The organism is Roseivivax sp. CAU 1753 (genome assembly GCF_054482575.1).
In genome coordinates this window covers 241,597-259,464 of sequence record NZ_JBTLRF010000001.1, presented here as the reverse complement: position 1 = coordinate 259,464, position 17,868 = coordinate 241,597, and the positions used below count along the sequence as shown (strand labels likewise).

Annotated in this window: 15 protein-coding genes; 8 read left to right on the top strand and 7 right to left on the bottom strand. The window is 62.6% G+C overall.

Annotated features, from left to right (window positions below; translation table 11 throughout):
* Window positions 1-16: 16 nt before the first annotated feature.
* From ACXYMN_RS01200 to ACXYMN_RS01190, 3 genes are all read right to left on the bottom strand, one after another.
* Window positions 17-1,183 carry a YHYH protein gene (locus ACXYMN_RS01200; protein WP_459011552.1) on the bottom strand — a complete coding sequence of 389 codons (1,167 nt, stop codon included), beginning with the start codon at window positions 1,181-1,183 and terminating at the stop codon, window positions 17-19.
* A 184-nt stretch (window positions 1,184-1,367) separates the two neighbouring features.
* The gene (locus tag ACXYMN_RS01195) at window positions 1,368-2,048 is read right to left on the bottom strand and encodes a response regulator (protein WP_459011551.1); all 681 of its coding nucleotides are present in this window, start codon (window positions 2,046-2,048) and stop codon (window positions 1,368-1,370) included.
* A complete protein-coding gene (locus ACXYMN_RS01190; protein ID WP_459011550.1) occupies window positions 2,045-3,451 on the bottom strand; it encodes an ATP-binding protein in 1,407 nt (468 codons plus the stop codon). Before ACXYMN_RS01190 ends, ACXYMN_RS01195 begins: the two co-directional genes overlap by 4 nt.
* Before the next feature lie 198 nt (window positions 3,452-3,649).
* On the opposite strand from ACXYMN_RS01190, the gene ACXYMN_RS01185 reads away from it, so the two are divergent.
* The 3 genes from ACXYMN_RS01185 to ACXYMN_RS01175 are packed head-to-tail and all read left to right on the top strand — an operon-like array spanning window position 3,650 to window position 7,001.
* Window positions 3,650-4,999, top strand: coding sequence for a ferredoxin reductase family protein (locus ACXYMN_RS01185; RefSeq protein ID WP_459011549.1), 1,350 nt, complete (start codon window positions 3,650-3,652; stop codon window positions 4,997-4,999).
* A gap of 36 nt (window positions 5,000-5,035) precedes the next feature.
* The gene (locus tag ACXYMN_RS01180) at window positions 5,036-6,277 is read left to right on the top strand and encodes an Lcl C-terminal domain-containing protein (RefSeq protein ID WP_459011547.1); all 1,242 of its coding nucleotides are present in this window, start codon (window positions 5,036-5,038) and stop codon (window positions 6,275-6,277) included.
* Window positions 6,278-6,293: 16 nt separating this feature from the next.
* Window positions 6,294-7,001, top strand: a complete 708-nt coding sequence (locus tag ACXYMN_RS01175) for a hypothetical protein (RefSeq protein ID WP_459011546.1) — start codon at window positions 6,294-6,296, stop codon at window positions 6,999-7,001.
* Window positions 7,002-7,084: 83 nt separating this feature from the next.
* Here the strand turns inward: ACXYMN_RS01175 and ACXYMN_RS01170 are convergent, their stop codons facing one another.
* A complete protein-coding gene (locus ACXYMN_RS01170) occupies window positions 7,085-8,032 on the bottom strand; it encodes an SDR family oxidoreductase (RefSeq protein WP_459011545.1) in 948 nt (315 codons plus the stop codon).
* 168 nt (window positions 8,033-8,200) lie between these two features.
* Here ACXYMN_RS01170 and ACXYMN_RS01165 point away from each other — a divergent pair, with 168 nt between their 5' ends.
* Complete coding sequence (locus ACXYMN_RS01165; RefSeq protein ID WP_459011543.1) at window positions 8,201-9,094, top strand: AraC family transcriptional regulator; 894 nt, start codon at window positions 8,201-8,203, stop codon at window positions 9,092-9,094.
* A gap of 82 nt (window positions 9,095-9,176) precedes the next feature.
* Here ACXYMN_RS01165 and ACXYMN_RS01160 read toward each other — a convergent pair whose 3' ends face one another.
* On the bottom strand, window positions 9,177-9,965 hold the full coding sequence (locus ACXYMN_RS01160; RefSeq protein WP_459011542.1) for an alpha/beta hydrolase: 789 nt from the start codon (window positions 9,963-9,965) through the stop codon (window positions 9,177-9,179).
* A gap of 138 nt (window positions 9,966-10,103) precedes the next feature.
* Window positions 10,104-12,044 carry a cobalamin-dependent protein gene (locus ACXYMN_RS01155; RefSeq protein WP_459011541.1) on the bottom strand — a complete coding sequence of 647 codons (1,941 nt, stop codon included), beginning with the start codon at window positions 12,042-12,044 and terminating at the stop codon, window positions 10,104-10,106.
* Window positions 12,045-12,301: 257 nt separating this feature from the next.
* Between ACXYMN_RS01155 and ACXYMN_RS01150 the strand changes: the two genes are divergently transcribed.
* The 4 genes from ACXYMN_RS01150 (at window position 12,302) to ACXYMN_RS01135 (ending at window position 14,329) form a co-directional block, all read left to right on the top strand.
* The gene (locus tag ACXYMN_RS01150; protein WP_459011540.1) at window positions 12,302-12,532 is read left to right on the top strand and encodes a hypothetical protein; all 231 of its coding nucleotides are present in this window, start codon (window positions 12,302-12,304) and stop codon (window positions 12,530-12,532) included.
* 146 nt (window positions 12,533-12,678) lie between these two features.
* A complete protein-coding gene (locus ACXYMN_RS01145; protein ID WP_459011539.1) occupies window positions 12,679-13,260 on the top strand; it encodes an ankyrin repeat domain-containing protein in 582 nt (193 codons plus the stop codon).
* Window positions 13,257-13,865, top strand: a complete 609-nt coding sequence (locus ACXYMN_RS01140) for an MbtH family NRPS accessory protein (protein WP_459011537.1) — start codon at window positions 13,257-13,259, stop codon at window positions 13,863-13,865. The genes ACXYMN_RS01145 and ACXYMN_RS01140 overlap by 4 nt, the downstream gene beginning before the upstream one ends.
* Window positions 13,866-13,876: 11 nt before the next feature.
* A complete protein-coding gene (locus ACXYMN_RS01135) occupies window positions 13,877-14,329 on the top strand; it encodes a hypothetical protein (RefSeq protein ID WP_459011536.1) in 453 nt (150 codons plus the stop codon).
* Between the two features lie 9 nt (window positions 14,330-14,338).
* Here the strand turns inward: ACXYMN_RS01135 and ACXYMN_RS01130 are convergent, their stop codons facing one another.
* Complete coding sequence (locus tag ACXYMN_RS01130) at window positions 14,339-17,839, bottom strand: non-ribosomal peptide synthetase (protein WP_459011535.1); 3,501 nt, start codon at window positions 17,837-17,839, stop codon at window positions 14,339-14,341.
* Window positions 17,840-17,868: the final 29 nt, after the last annotated feature.

Below are 17,868 nucleotides of genomic sequence, written 5' to 3'. Positions count from 1 at the left end.
GGTCGGATCGCTTCGTTCATTGCCCCAGCGGCGACGGCAAGGCTTGGCGCAGGTCAGCCTCATCGATGCCAAGCAGCACCGCAACCTCGGCGAGGTCGGCCATGCGGCCGCCCGCTTCGGTCATCGCCTCGAGCAACGCCTCCGGTGTCACACCCAGCGCTTCAGCCGCAACGTCGAAGCCCGGTGGCAGACCACCCGGCCCGCTGCCGGCACGCGGTGCTTCATTGCGGCCATCATCGCCCGCGCGCTCCGCGCCGATCCCGGCGGTCGCGGTGGTGGTGAAGGTGTCCTGCGCCTGAACGCCGACCAGACAGGCCGGCAGGTTCGGAAAGTCATCCGAGGCGTGATAGTGGTAGATCTCGCCTGCCGCCGTCTTTCCCACGTGACCGCCACAGGCATCCAGTTCCGACGGGACCGAGCCGTCGGTTTCCAGCGATCCGAACATCGCGAAACCGTCGAAGGCATAGCCGAACTGCGCACGCGCGTCCTGTTCCAGCGCGCAATCGGCGGCGACATCCTGCGCCTCGAACACCGTTTCGACATCGGTCGATGTGCCGTGCCAGTGATACCAGCCGCCCGGATCCACATGGCCGCCGCAGGTATCTAGCGCGGGCATATGCCCCGTCACCTGGATCGGTGGCGCGTCGGCGAAGATCGGAACGCCTTCCAACGCCACGCCGATCTTGGAAACCACCCCAAGGTCGGTCGGCGTGTCGGCCATCACCGGCTCGACCGGCAGCAGCATCGTGATCTCGACGCTCTCATCGACCGAGACGTTGATGCAGGCGTGATCGACGGTGGGCCGCTCGGTTGCGTTGTCGACCGAGTAGACCTTGCCATCGTCATCGAAAAAGCGATAGCCGAGCCCGTCCAGCATCCGCAGGAAATCGCCATCGATCCGGTAAAGCCCCGCATTCTCGCCGGTCCATTCCCAGATGCCGCCCGCGTCATCGAGCGTGGCCGGGCAGAACGGGCCGATCTCCAACCCATCGGGCAGATATCCGACGGTGATCTGATGGCACTGCGTCTGCGCGCCATCCTCTAGCGTGCACGCGACGATCTCGGGCGTCTCGATGAAGGCGGTCTGTTCGAAGGCGGCGGTGTCGGGATGCGCCACGGCGACAGTGGCAAGGGCTGTCGTTGCGCAAGCAGACCAGATGAGCGATTTCAAGACGTCGGTCATGAGATGGTTCCTTTGTGGCGGCGTCGGCCCTGATGGTGTCGCGGACAAACGCCTTCGACGCCGTCGTGTGATGGAAACAGGCCTTTGCCCCGCAACTGACTGAACCTCGACACGTGAGAATGCAGAAACCGTGCAGGAATTGTGCAGGCGAAGCGCTGCCGGTCCAGAAGAGCCCGGCAGTCTGTCAGCCCTCGTAGGCATAGCCGACACCATAGACGGATCGGATCGGATCCCAATCGGCAATCGCGTGAATTTTTCGGCGGATGTTCCTTATGTGACTGTCGACGGTCCGGTCGAACACGTCCGCATCGTCCGGAAACGCCAATGACAGCAACTGATCGCGCGACAGCACCCGGCCCGGGCGCGCGGCCATGGCCGCGAGAAGCGAAAATTCGCGGCGCGTCAGGTCGAGTTCGGCCCCGTCGATCGCCGCGCGCCAACCTTCGGGGTCGATGCGCAGCCGCGCAACCGGTGCCTGCTCGGGCGGCTGCCCGCCAATGGGGCGCCGACGCAGCACCGCGCGCACCCGCGCCACCAGTTCGCGCGGCGAATAGGGTTTGCAGACATAGTCGTCCGCCCCCAGTTCCAGCCCGAGAAGGCGATCGATCTCCTCGACCCTGGCGGTGGTCATGATGATCGGGACATCGGACCTCTGACGCAATTCGCGGCATATGGTAAGCCCGTCCACGCCGGGCAGCATCAGATCAAGGACGATGAGGTCATGCGCCTTGCCAATGGCCGTCTCGACCGCGTGGGTGCCTTCGGACAGCATGTCGACCTCCATGCCATCCGCGAGCAGATAGTCACGCAGGATGGCCGCAAGCGCCACCTCATCCTCGACGATCAGAATGCGCGGCTGGGTCATCGCCGCGTCTCCGGCAGGGTGAAGGTGACGTTCAGGCCACCCAATTCGGACAGCGCGGCGGTGATCGTGCCGCCATGCGCCTCGACGATGGCCTTGCTGACCGACAGTCCCAGACCCGACCCGCCAAGCGCGCGGGACCGGGATCCTTCCGCCCGGAAAAAGCGATCGAAAAGCCGTGGCAGCACATCGACGGGGGGCGACGGCGGCGTGTCGTCGATCGACACATGCACACGGCCATCGCCGCGCCAGATCCGCACCCGCACCTTGCCGGGCGCATCTGTATAGCGCGCGACGTTCTGCAGAAGGTTGTCGAAGACCTGGGTGATCCGCAGCCGGTCGCAGGCAACGCGCAGCGTGTCGGGAAAGGCGCAGTCGATCTGGATGCCCGCCGCCTCCAGTGCCGGACGCGCGATCTCGACGGCTTCGGTGGCGATGTCCACCAGGTCTTCGCGGCGCATGTCGGCCACCAGTTCGGACTCGCCGGAATAGGTCAGGATCTTTAGGTCCTGAACAAGACGCCACAGCCGCATCTGTGCCGCGTGCATTTCCGCCAGCGTTTCCGCGTCGGGTTGGCGCACACCGTCCTGCAGGGCCTCGATCTGCGCGCGCAGCACCGCAAGCGGTGTCTGCAACTCATGCGACGTGTTCGAGATCCACTCGCGCTCGGCCTGTTTGGTCCGGGCAAGGGTTTCGGCCAGCGCGTTGTGATGCCCGATCAGATCGCCCAGCTCGTCGGTCCGGTCCCTGTCGATCCGCGCGCTGTAATTGCCCGATGCCAAAGTCTTTGCCCCGGCTTCCAACCGTTTGATCGGAACCAGGATCTGACGCGCGATCAGAAACGCCGCGGCGGCAGAGACCAACAGCGCGACAAGCGCCGAAAGCGCCAGCGACGCATATTGCCCGCGCAGGAAAAAGGCATCGCTGGCGCTGTCAGACAGCATCGGCGCGTTCAGGCGAATATAGCCAAGCGGCGCGCCCCCGGGACATCCGCGTTCCACGCAGACGGGCCGTTGCGCGGAAATGGCGGTGCGCGTCGGCGGTCCGGCGATAGGGATGCCAGTGGCGTCAAGCAGGGCCAGCCTGCCCCCGATCATCAGCGGATCGGCGTCGATCTCTTCCGCATCCGGGTTGCCGGGCGGTGTGAAATGCGCCCGCACGAAAGCGTTCCAGGCTTCGGGGCTTTCGGCAAGATCCGGCCAACCCGGCGCTTCGGGATCGTGCGCCAGGGCCAGTTCCCGCACCAGTGTGTCGAACCGGATCAGTTCACCCCGAAGCAGGTATTGCGAAAAGCCGTCGCGCATGGACAAGGCCACCAGCAACGACATCGTGCCGATCACCAGCGCCGCGGTCGCCGCGATTGCGAGGAATATCTTGGTGGTCAGCGACATGCGCAGGCGATTCATTCCGTCATCATGGCACAGGATTGTGCACTAAGGATGCAGAGGTTCGCATCGTGCCCAACATCTGCCCAGCTTAAGGGCCTGACGCCTATAATAAAATCCCGCCCAACCCCACGGAACCGGATTTCCGCCGGCCTCGGCATTCGCTGCACAATCCTGCGTCATGTTCGGCGGCAAAGCGATTCTGCAAGGACACCGACCATGCTGAGAAATATCAAGATTGCCCTCTGGGGCGTGATGGCGGGGCTGACCGCGCTCTGGCTGCTGGCCAACCTGCCGTTCCCCGACGACCTGAGCGTCATCACCAGCCGCAATCTGGCTGTGCAGTATTCCGGGGTGATCGGCATGGGCGTCATGAGCGTGGCCATGGTGCTTGCCGTGCGGCCCGTCTGGCTGGAACCCTGGCTCGGCGGGCTGGACAAGGCCTACCGGCTGCACAAGTGGCTGGGCATCGCAGGGCTGTCGGCCGCGATCTTTCACTGGATGGCGGTCAACGCACCGAAATGGGCCGTGACCCTGGGCCTCATGGCCGCCCCCGAGCGTGGCGCGCGGCCCGCAGACGCCGGGGCGGCAGACATCGTGACAATCGAGTCCGTCCTGCGCGGTTTTCGCGGCACCGCCGAGGGGTTGGGCGAAAAGGCGTTCTATGTCGCGGTGCTGCTGATCGCGCTGGCGCTGATCAAGCGGTTTCCCTACCGGTGGTTTGCGAAAACGCACCTGTTCATCGCGGTCGCCTACCTGGTGCTTGTCTTCCATTCGGTGGTGCTGATGGACTTTGCCGCCTGGACCCAGCCGCTTGGCGTTGTCGTGGCGCTTCTCTTGCTCGCGGGTACCGGATCGGCGCTGCTGGTCCTGACGCGCCAGGTCGGCAAGCGGCGCAAGGTGCAGGGCACCGTCGAAGACCAGCACGGCTTTGCCGACATGAACATCCTCGAGACCACGATCCGGCTCGACGACGGGTGGACAGGCCACAAGAGCGGCCAGTTCGCCTTCGTGACCTTCGACAAGGCCGAAGGCGCGCATCCCTTCACCATCGCCTCGGCCTGGGACGCGCGCGATCCCCGCATCATGTTCATCACCAAGGGGCTGGGCGACTACACCGATGGTCTGCCCCAGCGCGTCAAGCCCGGCGCCCGGGCGGTTGTCGAAGGCCCCTATGGCGGCTTCACCTTCGATGACGCCGCGCCGCGCCAGATATGGATCGGCGGCGGCATCGGCATCACGCCCTTCATCGCGCGGATGAAGCAGCTCGCGCTTGGGTCTGGCAGCCAGAGCGTGGATCTGTTTCACACGACGACGCAACTCGCCCCCGAGGCTCGACAGAAACTGATCGCGGACGCGAAGGCCGCCGGGGTGAGCCTGCACGTCATGGTCGACGATCAGGACGGGTTTCTGACCGGCGCAAAACTGCGTGCCGCCGTACCGGACTGGAAATCCGCAAGCGTCTGGTTCTGCGGCCCGGCGGCGTTCGGCGATGCGTTGCGCCGTGACCTTGCCGCGCACGGACTGCCGCGCCGCGCCTTCCACCAGGAATTGTTCAACATGCGCTGAAGCGCGCCCCCCCCCCCCCCGGCAAGGAGTGTCGACATGCAGACCAGATCCATCTTCCAGACCGTTTCGCTGGCATTGCCAAGCTATCTTGTGGCCGCCGGTGTGTCGCTGGCAGAGGCGCCATTCCCGATCCCCGACACGATGCAAAGCGCCTGCTACGACGCCACGCAGGAAATCGACTGCCCCGCCTCGGGCGCGCCCTTCTACGGCCAGGACGCGCAGCACCTCGGCACCCCGCAAAGCTATTCGGTCAACGGCGATGGCACCGTGACGGATGAAGTCACAGGCCTCATGTGGGCGCAATCACCTGACCTGACCGGCGATGGCGTGATCGATATCGACGACAAGCTGACCCTCGACGAGGCACTCGCCGGGGCCGGGACGTTCGATTTGGGCGGCTATGACGATTGGCGGCTGCCAACGATCACCGAGATGTATTCGCTGATGAATTTCAACGGCATCGATCCCAGCGGCTATGCCAGTGAAAACCCCTCCGGGCTGACGCCCTTCATCGACACGTCGGTGTTCGACTTCGGGTATGGCGACACCAGCGCAGGCGAACGCCTGATCGACGGGCAGATGGCATCGCGTACCCGCTACGTCTGGAACACGATGCATGGTGCCGATGATACACTCTTTGGCGTCAATTTCGCGGATGGGCGGATCAAGGGGTACGGGCTGACGCTGCGCGGGGCGGACAAGGAATTCTATGTCATGTATGTCCGTGGCGACGCGGGCTACGGCATCCCCGATCTGTCCGACAATGGCGATGGCACCGTCACCGACGCGGCCAGCGGGCTGATCTGGGCGCAGGCCGACAATGGCGAAGCCGTAACCTGGCAAGATGCAATGGCGTGGGCCGAACAGATGAACGCCGAGAGCTACCTCGGCCACGACGACTGGCGCGTTCCCAATGTCATCGAGTTGCAGGGCCTTGTCGATTACACCCGCTCGCCCGACACGACGCGGTCGGCTGCGCTCGACCCGTTCTTCGATATCAGCGAGATCATCAACGAAGCGGGTCAGGTCGACTATCCGTTCCATTGGAGCTCGACGACCCACGCCAACTTCACCGACCAGCCCGGCACTTTCGCCGCCTATGTCAGCTTCGGGCGCGCCATGGGTTTCATGAACGGCTGGACCGACGTCCATGGCGCAGGCGCGCAGCGCTCCGACCCGAAACTTGGCGACGCGGCGGATTATCCCGAAGGGCACGGTCCGCAGGGCGATGCGATCCGCATTGCCAACTATGTCCGCCTCGTGCGCGACAGCGACTAGGCGACAGAGACAGCGATTGACCTGCTTGACGGACCCCTACACCGGCAACAGCCTGAAAGCGCGCGCGATCATCGATATCCTGATGATCGCGGTGCTCTGGTCCCTGTCATCGGTCGGCTACTATATGATCAAGGACCAGTTGGGCCTGTCCAATGGCTACCGCGATGCGCCGCTGCTTTATGCGGCCTTTTATCTGGGCTTCACGGTTGTGGCGGCCCTGGCGTTCCGCCACCGCCTGCAAGCCTGGCATCCGCTTGCCCACGGCATCCGACCGGTGCTTGCGGTTCTTGCGATGATCGCCGGCTTCACTTTAATCATTCTTCCGGCGCTTCCAGCGATCGACCTGTCACTCGCCCCCAGCAACCCGCCGGAGTTCATGTTTGCCGATGCGATGTATTACGTCGCGAAATCGTTCGAGATCCTCTTTCAGCAATTTCTGATCCTGACGCTGGTCCTGATATTCCATTCGTTCGGATGGCAGATCCTGCAGGTCGGTATCGTGACCGCCGCGCTCTTCGGGCTGTTTCATCTGTCGCTGATCTTGAACGGCGCCACGGGTTTCTACGTCGCGCGCTTCACGATCGCGGCCAGCTGCTTTGGTGCGGTTGTGCCAAGCCTGCTGCTTGCAACCCGCAATGGCGCGACGCTGTCCTACGGGCTGCATTGGGGGTTTTACGTTGTCGACAACATATTCACGCACTTCATGCTGTCGACCCCGCAATAAGGTTCGTGCTGGCCCCCGAGGCACCCGCGCCGCCGAAGCGTCGTGGCGGGCCAGGCGCCAAAGCCGCCTCGCCCGCGTTTCGGTCAAACGCTCCAGCTGAAACCGGTTTCCTTTTCGGAACGGCTCCACAGCTTTGCCATGACGGCTTTGTCGTAGGCATAGGGTTCCAGCGTGCCCTTGCCGACCGGACCGACCCAGTCCATGCGCCCCGTGGGACCGTAAAGGGCGCGCTGCTCCAGCCCGTCTTCGGTGGCGCACATGACCTCTGGAAAGGCCCCCTTTTCGGCCGATTGGACCAATGGCGACAGGGACATGAGCCCGAACACGATCCTTGAAGCGAGGCTGCCGCTCGTGCTGATCAGCGAGGTTGCGGATGACCCGGGATGGCACACGTAGATTTCGACGGTCCTGCCTGCGGCCTTGACCCTGTCCTGCAATTCATAGGCAAACATCATCTGCGCCAGCTTGCTCTGGCTGTAGGCCGGATTGGCGCTGTATTTCCTGTCCCAGTTCATGTCGTCGAACTGGATCGTCCTCAGCCCCATCTTGTAGCCAAGGCTGGCGACGACCACGATCCGGCCCTTGGTCTCTTCGATGCGGTCGAACAGCATCCCGCACAGCAAGAAATGGCCGTAATGGTTGGTGCCAAGCTGGCTTTCGAACCCGTCCTTGGTCAGCGTCCGTGTCGGCACCTGCGCGATGGCGGCGTTGCAGATCAGCGCGTCGATCCGTGGAACGGTCTTCAAGACCTCTGTCGCGGCCGCGCGCACGGTGGCAAGCTCGGCAAGGTCCATGCGGACAAAGCTCACGTCGGCGTCCGCGCCGAATTCCTGTTTCAGCGTCGCGATGGCCGCGGTCGATTTCCCGGCGCTGCGGTTCAGCATCACCACCGTCGCGCCCTTGGACAGCAAGATGCGCGCGGCCTGAAACCCCGCACCGGCATTGGCACCGGTGATCACGTAGGTTTTTCCCACGAGCGAGCCGAGCCGCTCCGGCGTCCAGCCTTCGGGTCCGTATTGGGTGTCTTTCATTGTCGAGCTCCGTTCAGCGACGGCGGTGGGCCGTGCGATTGTGTGTTCCGATCCTGAACGGGTAGATAACTCTCGCTCCGGACGCAAAACAGACGAAATCGTCGCGAATACTTGCCCGATTGTATCATGTCGATTGCTTGACCGCCGGGACGAGCTTAGATTGACCCCATGAGCAAACACCAGATCAAGCACCTAATCGAAAGCAGGATCCGCGAGGATGGCCTGATGGATACCGGCGTGAAGGGGGTCAGGCTGTTCCGGGCAACCACGCCCCTGCCCTGCGCCCCCGCGGCCTATGAGCCCAGCGTGATTGCCATCGCAAGCGGCACCAAGGAGGCTGTGCTGGATGGCGCACGGTATCTCTATGACACCAGCCGGTATCTGTGTTGTCCGGTGTCGATGCCGGTGCAGGCCGGTACGCCCGCCGCATCGCCGGAATCCCCGCTTCTCGGCGTCTATATCTCACTGGATCAGCGCCTGATGACCGAACTGGTCATGGAAATCGACAATGCCGAGGGGGCCATGGGTCCTGGCAAGGGTGGCCCGCTGTGCCACGGGATCCGACTGGCACGATGGGATGATGCCTTCACCGATGCGCTGTTGCGGCTGCTGCGCTTGGGCGGCAACACGACCGATACAGCCATCCTTGGCGACGCGCGGCTGCGCGAACTTTATTACGCGATCCTGACGGGCGAGGCAGGCTTCGCCGCAAGACAGGCTTTCGGCGTCGGCAATGCCATCGCGCGGTCGATCGCGCATGTGTCGTCCAACCTGAACGCGCAGATCTCCATTGACGAAATGGCCACCCGCGCAGGCATGAGCCGCGCCGTGTTTCATCGCAAGTTCAAGCACGCAACCACGATGTCGCCCATCCAGTTCGTGAAGTCGATGCGTCTCAACACCGCCGCGATGAAGATTGCCGGGGGCATCACCGTGAACGAAGCGGCCCTGGAGGTGGGCTATGTCAGCCCGTCTCAATTCAGCCGCGAGTTCAAGCGCCTCTACGGGCAATCCCCCAGACAATGGAGCGATGCCCAGAACGTGCCCCCGGTACCGGCATAACGGTCGGCGACACGGAAACGGATGGACAAGCGCGGTCGTTCGCACGTCGGACAGGCGCCCGCGTCAAGCCGCCCCGCGCGGCCTACAAGCCCTGCCCACGGCAAGGCCCGTCGCACGGCTGCTGCGCGCGCGCCGGGGCCGCGTCCTGTGCGAAAAGCGCCTTGAGGTCATTCGCCAATTCCCGGCGCCAACCGGGCGCGGTGTGCCCGCCCGGCCATTCGGAATACCCGACCGAAAAACCGTTCTCCAACAGGGCGTCGCGCATGCGCCGGTTGGCTTCCAGCTGGGACTGGACCTGTATCAGGCCATGCCCGTGATCGACGTCGGTATCCGTCTCTTCGTCGCCGATCGAGATCCGGAAACGGCAATCGCTGCGCGGCCATTTCGGGATATCCGCCGCAAGCTTGCCCTGTTCCCACCAGAACGATCCCGAGTGGCACAGGACGCGTGAAAACACACCGGGCCGCGACAGACCGATATGCGCGGCACTCAGTCCGGTCAGACTCACGCCGACCAGCGTGTTCTGCCCCGTCGCCCCGGTCAGGGCGCGCACCGATGGAACAAGCTCGTCACAGACAAACGTGCCGAACCCGTCGCTGCAAAAGCTTTCGGGCCATCGGGTTTCGCGGTCTCCGGCAGACACATAGGCCGACCACATCGGCGGCAGGCTACCCTCCTGCTGCAGCATGGCCATGGTCTGCGGCGCACCGAAGTGCGTCAGGTAATACTCACCGTCCAGAAACACCGTCAGACCCGCATCCGCCGATGGATCGGCGTTCAGCGGCGGCTGCAGCCAGAAATTGCGGTCGCTTTGCAGCGTGTCGCTGGAAATGCGGTGCTGTCTGAGGTCAATCCCCGCGTCATGGATCATGCGTTGCTCCCGGTTGCGGTACGACAAGCGCCGGGCCTGCCAAGCCTGGGCTGGATATGGATGCAATTGCACCGCGAAACAAGGGCAGCCCCTTGCCTCGGGCGTCGGCACCGATAGGGCCATCGGCATCGCCGCCGCTCAGTCCACCGCCTGCCCGTGCCCGGACATTTCAAACGCACGCCCGGATGGGCCGTCCGCCTCTTTCCACGTCGGGGCGATCACAGAAGCCCGGTGGATGATCCCGTAGACGTATGTGTAATTCTCGCGCATCGGCTTGGCGGCCATGAATGGAAAGTGCTCGGCCTTGTAGTCGATATCGAAGGTACCGCTGAACGCTCTTTCGTCCCCGAACACAGCCCGAGCCGCGAGGCCACGATCTTGACGGTCGACGGATACGCGTATGGTGCGGTCGCCGGTTTCCCGGATTGCCAGATGTTCAAGGCCGATGTCCGCTAGCGATTCCGGGGCGAAGTCCGTGTTGGAGTAGACGAACGGCACGCCGATGCAGTCAATCTCGAAAAGCACGCGCGCCTCTTTGTCCTGCCACCAGTCCTGGGACCGCGCAAAGCGGGCAAGCATCCGCAGGAATTCGGACCGCTTGTCATGCAGGATCATATGGATCAGGCGCCCGAGCACATCGTGTTCCGAATGGGTCTTGGCGCGCACGACGCTGTCCCAATAGGCGGAAATGTCCCAGTTCTCGCTTCTGCAAAACGCCTCGAACGACCGGAACAGGTCCGCCCAGGACGTCTTTCCGGAGTCGTGCAGATACTTGCCGAGCCGTCGAAGTGCCCGGCTGTTATAGAGGCAGTAAACCGCAAAAACGAGCCAGATGCCGTCGTCGTTTTCAGCACGGCTGACATCGCGCGTTGACACGATCAACTGAAGCTCGCTGACGTCGTCATCGGTATCGATGGTTTCAAGCCGGAACTCGTCCACTTGCGCTTCCATCGGCGTGGCATGCAGCAGCATGGCAGGGTAAACGATGACGGATGTGACGCCCGACGCGCACATAGCCGTCAAAGAGGCCTCGAAGGAGGCAAGCGTTTCGCTGGGAAGCGGCCAGATCAGCTCGACAAAGGTACTGATGCCGCGATCGGTCAGCAGCTCGCTGGTCCGCTGCAGATCGGCCAGCTTGATATTGCGGCGGCGAATGCTGCCCAATACCGCCTCCGAGGTGGATTGTACGCCGATGGCCTGCGCCGAGATGATGTCTGCGTCGTGAAAGATCGAGGCAATCTCGGCGGAACGGTCGATTTTCGCCTTGGCAGCCGAAAAGGTGATCAGCCCGGGCATGCCGTACCGCTCTTTGCAGTCCACGATGTGTCGGCTGAGGTCCACATCGCGTTTCAAAATGCCCCAATTGGCATCGCCCAAATGGATGTAACAGATTGCATTTCTTGCAATCCAATCAATTTCTTCGCGAAGCCTGTTTTCGTCGAACTTGCGAAGCGAATTGTCGTCGCCCTTGCCCCAGTAACAGAAGGTGCAGGAATAGGGGCAACCACGATTGGTTTCGAACACCGTTGACGTGTATTCGCCCTGAAAAAAGCCGCCGAGATATGGCGACGGGATTTCATTGATATCGCGCAGCGGCGTGGCGGCGGCGGTGTCCATCAGGTGACCGTCCCGAAAAAGCGTCAGGCCGGGACTCGCGGTCAGATCGTCGCCTGCTTCAAGGGTCATCAGAAGGTCGCGAAAGATCCCCTCTCCTTCGCCATTGCCGACAACCATGTTTTCGCATTCGGGGCGCAGGTAATCGGCACCGTGCCCGTCGACCTGCGGACCGCCAAGAAGCACCGTTGCGCCCGGACGCGCGGACGCGATCCCGTTTGCCAGGAAACGGACCAGCCTCATGTTCCAGACATAGCAGCTAAAGGCGTAGACATCCCCGGACTGATCGACGAGCCGCCGCAAGAGGTCATGCCGGGGTTCGTGTATTTGGGCTGTGACGTGAACAAATTCGCACGCGTTCGCGAGACTTGTGTCTTTGCATGCATAGGCCTGCAGATACCCCGAAACGAGGGGCAACACGTTCTGATTGACGCTGATCTCGACGCAGACGACTTTCCGTCTCACGGGTCACCTCTACCTGATCAAGGGGACAAGGCACGCGATACGACATCAAGCATACCGGGTTTCCGCCTTCAGTAAAGTTGTTGCGCCGCGTCCCCCGGATCAGGTTTTTTGCATTGCAATACAGCTTGCGGGATTCTCGTTTAGATTGACTGATGACACCTCGCACGGTACCTTGATTGCGCGGGTCAGCGCAGGTTTTGCGGATTTTCGACCATGCCCCGCAGCCACTGCAAGCAGACATCCAGAAAGGCTGGAAAATGGCAGACGTACAAATCTCAATTAAGGGATCTCTCGGCGACGACAAGATCGAATTTGCCGCCAATGAGTTTGGTCACGCACACGCAATCAACGAGGCAATTGCATATCTGACCCGACTGCAAATGCACGCCATCAACAGCGACCACGAAGCGCGCGAACAAAGAGAAGAAGGCCCCCGACAGGGCTGGATCAAAAAGGAATTTTCGCGACGGACTTTCGGCAAAGGCTGAGACTTCGCACCGGTCGCGAGCGATCGGAAACGCGAGGCCCCGGTGCGTGGATGCCGACGGCATGTACGCAAAGCAAATGGCGGTTCCGAATGGCGTTGATGCTCTGATCCTTGCGCCGACGCGAACGACTGACGCGGGATTGCGCGATGGATGAAATTGCATTGATCGACGCCGTGCGGCGCGGTGATATCGTGTCGGCAAAAGACCTGATCGCCGCGGGACACGACGTGGATGCCCGCGATCCGGACCATGGCTGGTCCGCGTTGAATTACGCCGCGGGCACCGGTCGGATGGACATGACGACCTTGCTGGTCGAGGCGGGTGCCGACATCGTGTCGAAAGGTCGCGACAACAGAACACCCTACGACATTGCCCTCGCCGCCGAACACCTGGCGGTCGCGCGCTATCTTGCCCTGCGCGCACAGGCTTCGGGGCATGAACCTCGTCAACGGGGGTATTGCCGCGCCTACAGGATGCGTGACCTTCAGGCCTTCGATCAGCTGATCGGCGACGCCGCAACGTTGAACGCCGAGACGGTCGTCTTCCTGCACCAAGACCACACCGTCACCAAAAGCATGTTTCACGGCGAAGATGTGATCCCCATAGAGGTGACGCGTGAATGGCGGGATTTCTGCGCGCAGAGGTTGGCTTTCAGCGCGCCGAGCGATTTCGAAATGGTGCCGCAGACGCGATTACCGGCACATCAAAGCGTGAGTGACCCCAATTGACAGACGAAGATGACACCACGGTTTACGACGTCGTCGTGAACCACGAGGAGCAATACTCCATATGGCCGGTCGGACGCGACCTGCCGGGTGGCTGGGACCGGGCCGGAAAGCAGGGTCCGAAATCGGAGTGCCTGTCGCATATCAACGAGGTCTGGACGGATATGCGCCCGCTCAGCCTGCGCAAAAAGATGGCAGAGCTGCAAGAGCGCCGCCCCGAACTGGAACGCGAGGCCGCCCAACGGCTTGAACAGGAAGCGCAAGAACCGGCTGACCCCCGCGATGATCTGGTCGCGTTCCTGTGTGACGGGACGCATCCGGTGACGGCCTGGCTTCAACCGAAAAAAACGGTCTATCTGTTGGAGGACGCGCTGAAGCGCGGTTTTGTCCATGTTCAGTTCACCGATACAAGAGGCGGAACCGTTCTTGGCATCGAACTGGACACCGCGGCGTCGGAAATCGGACATGCCAACTTCGACAAGGCCGAGGGAACGGTTCATATCGAGGGCGATCTGATGCTGGACGAGTCCAATGTGCGCTGCATCGCGGATATCGATCTTGCGACACTCGCGGGGAGCGGTCGACTGGAACGCGTTGCGGCACATTGACGACACCGTCGATGGCACCGCATGACCTGTCGCGCCTGATCCACCGCGCCATCGCCTGGGCGGAAGATCAATCGTCGGTGATCCGCCGAACCGGCGTGCCGCTCGATCCTCACCAAACCGACCTTGCCCGTGCTGTCGGCGTTGCCAGACCGGAAGACGTGCGGATTGCCGTCGTCGACCGGGTCCCCCCGCCCGTCGATCCGGATCTTCGGATGGCAGTGCTGAACCTCGGACTTCTGGGACCGACGATGATCGGCATCACGTTCGGCCACGGCATCTATCTGGTTTCGGGCGCCGTGAGCGACCGGCTGATTTCCCACGAATGCCGGCATGTGCATCAATATGAACAAGCCGGTTCCATCGCGTCATTTGTCACGACCTATGTCGATCAGCTGGTGACCTTTGGCAATTTCGACGCCCCGCTGGAATGCGATGCGCGCGCGCACGAGATCGGGGCTACCTGAAACCGGCCCTCAGCCGCGCCGCTCGTCCGGTTTCAATGACACCGAATATGCCGCACGAAATGCTCTTGGGATCGCCGCGACCGGGGCCTGCTGCGCAGAGGATTGGGCTGCAATGGCCTTGGCCATTTCGCGAATGGTCGGATGCTTGAAGATCACCCGCAGCGAAAGTTGCAGTTGGCGTTCGCTTCGGACCCGCGTGATGAGCTTGGCCGCAAGAAGCGAATGCCCTCCGATTTCGAAAAAGTTGTCGGCCACGCTGACCGCATCCAATCCCAGAATGTCGGCGCTCACCTCAGCGAGATAGGTTTCAAGTTCGTTGGCGGGTGCCTCGAACCCCCTGTCGGGCACGGCATGGACCGCGTCGACAGGCAAAAGCGCGGCGCGGTTCAATTTCCCATTCGGTGTAAGCGGCAGGGCGTCGAGGTGAATGAAGGCGCTTGGCACCATGTAACCCGGGACCCTCTCGGACATAAATTCGAAAAGCGCGTGCGCACTTGGCATCTGGCCTGAGGAAGCTACCGTATAGGCGACCAGTTCCACGTCGTTGTCGCGAGATGCGCGCGCGATCACAACGGCCTCCCGCACACCGGGACAGTCCCGAAGGCACGCTTCCACCTCGCCCGGCTCGATGCGGTAGCCGCGGATTTTCACCTGATCGTCGCGGCGCCCCAGATATTCGAGATCGCCGTCCGAAAGCCGTCGCCCCAGATCTCCCGACCGGTACATCCGCGAACCGGCACGCCCTTCGGCATTGGGAACAAAGGCGTCTGCCGTCATGGCCGGTCGATTGAGGTAACCCCGCGCAAGGCCGTCGCCCGACACATGGATCTCGGCCACCGTCCCCACCGGGGCCGCCCCACCGTTGGGATCGATCAGGTGGATGTGGGTGCCCGGTATCGGCGCGCCGATCAGACTGCGCCCGGTGTCGGTCGCGCCCATCGCCATGCGCCGATGCGTCACGTGCACCGTCGTTTCGGTGATGCCGTACATGTTGGTCAGGCGCGGTTGGCCATCGCCATGGCGCGCGAACCACGGATCAAGCTGCGACGGGTCAAGGCGTTCGCCGCCGAATACGACGTGTCGCAAGGCGTGCTTTTGCGGCTCCGGCCCGAGCACGTTTGCCAGTTGCGTGAACGCGGACGGTGTCTGATTGAGCATTGTGACCCGCTCGCGCGCGATCAGGTCAACGACCGCTTCGGGGTCACGCGCCGTGAGATGCGACACGATTGCCAACCGGCCACCCTGCAAGAGCGCGCCCCAGATTTCCCAGACTGAAAAGTCAAACGCAGCCGAGTGAAACAGCGACCAGGTGTCTTTGCTGTCGCAATCGTAAAGATCACGCGCCGCGCGCATCAGATGGGCGACGTTTGCGTGCGACACACCCACCCCCTTCGGTCGGCCCGTCGAACCCGATGTGTAGATGACATATGCCAGATTGTCGGCCAAAGCGGTGCCCGGCAAGTCCTCGGGCATCTCTTGTGTCATCGATGGCAAGGCGTCGTCGAGCGACAGGATCGATGGCCCGTCGCCCCGCCCGACCAGCGCCTCCCGATGCGCGTCGGCGGTCAGAACAAGCGACAGACCCGCGTCGGCAATGATCGCGTTGGTCCGGTCGCTCTTCAGCGCGGGATCCAGCGGAACATATGCCCCCGACGCCTTCAGAACCGCGAGCATCGCGATGATCAGGTTCGGACCGCGATCGAGATACAGCCCGACACATGTTTCCGCCCCGACGCCCATCTTGCACAGATGCCGCGCCAATTGGTTGGCCCGTCGGTTCAGCGCGCGATAGCTCCATTGCGCGCCACCGTCGCTCACTGCGATGGCATCGGGCGACTTTCGTACCTGTTCCTCGAACCGGCGATGGATTGTCGCGGTATCGCTCAATGCCAGCGCGTGCCCGTCCTGTGCCGTGGGCCCGGACGGCCTTTCATCATCGAATATCCGAAGTCTGCTGATCCGCGCGTCAGGCGCTTCGGTAATCGACAGAAGCAATTGCCGGAATTGCCGGAGGATCCTTTCGATCGTGGAGCGGTCGAAAAGGTCGGTGCTGTAGATGACGGTGCCCAACCAATTCTCGCCGGCAAGACGATGTTCGCTTGGAAACGCCCAGCCGGACTTTTCGTCGAAGATCGAAAAGGACAAATCGAAGGGCGCGACGTTGTTTTCGACGTTCAATGCGCTCACATCGAGGCCAATATGCCCGAATTGCGGAAGCGGCGCGTTCTGCAACAGCATCATGACCTGAAACAGCGGGCTGTGGCTCAGGCTTCGCCTTGGTTGCATGAGTTCGACAAGCTTGTCGAAGGGCAGTTCCTGATGGTCGAAGGCGTCGAGCGCGGTTTGGCGGCAGCGTTGCAACAGCTCCTGAAAGGTCGGATCGCCGGACAGGTCGTTGCGCAGAACGATGGTGTTGATGAAACACCCCACGAGATCTTCAAGCTCGCTGCGGCTGCGGTTTGCGACCACCGATCCGACCGCGATATCATCGGTATTGGTATAGCGGTGCAGCAGGGCATTGAAGGCGGCCAGCAAGACCATGAACCGGCTGACACGTTCGGTATTTGCCAGGTTGGTCAGGGCATCGTCGAGGTCTTTGGGCAGCGTGAACGGAAGCGACGCGCCGCGATAGGACGCCACATCCGGGCGCGGGCGATCCGTGGGTAGGTCGAGAAGTGGCGGCAGGCCCGACAGGCGGTGCGTCCAATACGTCGTCAGCTCTTCCATGCGCGCGCCATTCAGCCGGTCGCGTTGCCACAACGCGTAGTCGCTGAATTGCAGGGGCAATTCGGGAAGTGGCGATGGCACGCCGCCCAGGTAGGCCTCGTAAAGAGCCAGAAGCTCTTTTGCCATGACACCCAAGGTCCATCCATCGGCGACGATGTGATGAAAGACCATCAGCAGGACATAGTCGTCCCGGTCGACCCACAGCAGCCTGAACCGGACCAAGGGCCCCTGCGCGAGGTCAAACGGAAAACCGGCATCGTCGGCGATCAGCTGGCGCACCAGGTCCGCCTTGTCATCCTTCGGAAGGGACCGCAGATCGACCAGCGGCATGTCGTCGATGCAGGCCAGCCGAACGCTCATCCGTGGCTCATCATCGACACACGTGACGGTAGAGCGCAGGATCTCGTGCCGACGCACGAACTCGGCCAGGCTCTGACGCCACGCTTCGAGGTTGAGACGCCCCTCAAGGCGCACCGGAACCTGGGTGACGTAGGCCATGCTCTTCGATCCCAGCCGATCCATCGCCCACAGGCGTTTCTGGGCGAATGACAAGGGCCAAGGGGTGTTACCCTGTCTGCGCTCGATCCGGTCCGCTTCGGACATCGGGGATTTCTGGGCGCGGCGCAGCATTTCCAGAAGCTCTGGCTTGTTGGCGGTAATCCTGGCTTTCAGGTCGTCGGTGATGGCGTCGGGGCGCGCATTCAACCGAAGCTGATCGCCATCCGCCTGAATGCGAACGCCGCGCCGCCTCAACTCGGTCAGAAGGTCGAGAACGTGTCGCATCTAGCGCACCTCCGTCGGGAACTGGACGC